2 protein-coding genes are annotated in these 1,813 nt (G+C 75.5%); one reads left to right on the top strand and one right to left on the bottom strand.

The genetic code is table 11. From position 1 onward, the window contains the following. Positions 1-331: NUDIX domain-containing protein (locus ACIQOV_RS39975; RefSeq protein WP_401055862.1), on the bottom strand; the 331-nt coding region annotated here is incomplete at its 3' end. A gap of 398 nt (positions 332-729) precedes the next feature. Here ACIQOV_RS39975 and ACIQOV_RS39970 point away from each other — a divergent pair. After that, the gene (locus ACIQOV_RS39970) at positions 730-1,497 is read left to right on the top strand and encodes a CDP-alcohol phosphatidyltransferase family protein (RefSeq protein WP_359901911.1); all 768 of its coding nucleotides are present in this window, start codon (positions 730-732) and stop codon (positions 1,495-1,497) included. Positions 1,498-1,813: the final 316 nt, after the last annotated feature.

The following is a 1,813-nucleotide window of genomic DNA, read 5'->3' as shown; positions in this document are numbered from 1 at the left end:
GGGTGAGGTCGGTCAGGCCGGTCTCCTCCAGGCCTTCGCGCAGGGCGATGTCCAGCGGCCGGGTCTCCCCCGGGTCGCCGTGGCCGCCGACGTGCAGCCAGGCCTGCTGGCGGACGTGCCAGCGCAGCAGGACGCGGCGGGTCGGCGGGTGGACGATCAGGGCGGAGGCGGTGAAGTGCAGCGGGAAGGTGCTTCTGTTCCAGGCGTCGGCGACGCCGAGGAGGCGGCGGGCCCGCTCGTGGTCGGCGGTCTCCACCGGGCCCTGCGGGCGGTGGTCGTCCAGCAGTCGGGCCAGGTCGGGGCTCTGTGACGGGCTGCCCGTGGTCACCATGGGTCTGCGCTCCTCGTTCCGTTCCGGGAGACCGTGCGGGCCGCGCGGACCGCGTCAACCGGCGTGCGGGAGCGGGAGGTCGGGGCGGGCGTTCGGCCCCGGGGCTTCGGGTTCCGGCGAACCCGCGCAGCCTAGCCCGGGGGCGCTCGGGCGGCCCACCGGTTTTCCCCGCCGCCCGCGCGGGGCCACCGCTGCCCGCACGGGCCGCACGCACGCGCCCACCGCCGCCCGCGCGGGCCCGTACCCGGCCGGGCCGCACCCGGCCCGCGGACGTCCGCGGCAGACGTTCCCCCGGAGGACACCTCCCGTACCGCCGGCGGCATACCGGCTGGTCCGGGCGTTTCCCCGGAGGCCGTAGCCTGTGGTGATCGTTTCGGGACAGGTGGAGGGATGTCGTCATGGTGGCTGCTCCGGCGCTCGCCGAGCTGCGCGAGGTGTGCCAGCCGCAGGCCAAGCTTCAGAGCCGCAACGGCGAGCACTGGGCGGGCCGGCTGTACATGCGGGCCGTCTCGCTGCGGACCACCCGGCAGCTGGTGCGCACCTCGGTGTCGCCGAACACCCTCACCTGGGTGATGGTGGTGTGCGGGGTCGGTGGCGGCGCGGCCCTGCTGATCCCGGGCGTGACCGGCGCGGCGCTGGCCGTCGTGCTGTTCCAGCTGTTCCTGCTGTTCGACTGCGTGGACGGCGAAGTGGCGCGCTGGAAGCGCCAGTTCAGCATGGCCGGGGTGTACGTGGACCGGCTCGGCGCCTACCTGGCGGACGCCGCGCTGATGATCGGCGCGGGCGTACGGGCGGCGCGCGGCGGCTCGGAGCTGTGGGTGTCGGCGGGGCTGGCGGCCGCGCTGGGCGTGGTGCTGCTCAAGGCCTCGACGGACCTGGTGGACGTGGCCCGGGCCCGCAGCGGGCAGCTTCCGGCCACCGAGGAGTCGACGCAGCCGCGCTCCCAGGGCATCGCGACGGCCCGCAAGGTCGCCTCGCTGTTCAAGATCCACCGGGTGACGAACGGCATCGAGGCCTCGCTGGTGCTGCTGGCGGCGGCCGTGGTGGACGCCGGGCTCGGCAACCTGGACGCCACCCGGTGGACGCTCGCGGGCATCACGGTGATCACCTGGGGCATGGTGGTCGCGCACCTGGCGTCGATCCTGTCCTCCTCGCGGCTGCGCTGAGCGGCCGGGGCGCACCCGCGGCGGGCTGACGCGCCCCTCCCCCGCCGGGGGAGGGACCGGCGCCGAGCCCGTCGCCGGGCGGACGCGGCGGGCCGCCACCACCGCCGCCGCGACGCCGCCGCGCGAGGTCGTGCCGGACTTCTCGGCGACCGGTCGGCCCGGACGGATCCCAGGAACCACCCCCCTCTTCGGAACCAGTCGGACTACATATGCAGTCCATCGACATATACAGTCGTCCGACAGTCCGACAGAAGGGGGCACTCCCATGCCACCCCGCACGACGACCCGGCCGCACCCTCCCCGGCCCGCCCAGGAC

The organism is Kitasatospora sp. NPDC091257 (assembly GCF_044757675.1).
GTDB lineage: Bacteria > Actinomycetota > Actinomycetes > Streptomycetales > Streptomycetaceae > Kitasatospora > Kitasatospora lactacystinica.
The sequence above is the reverse complement of the archived record's forward strand: the minus strand, read 5'-3'. Positions and strand labels throughout refer to the sequence as shown.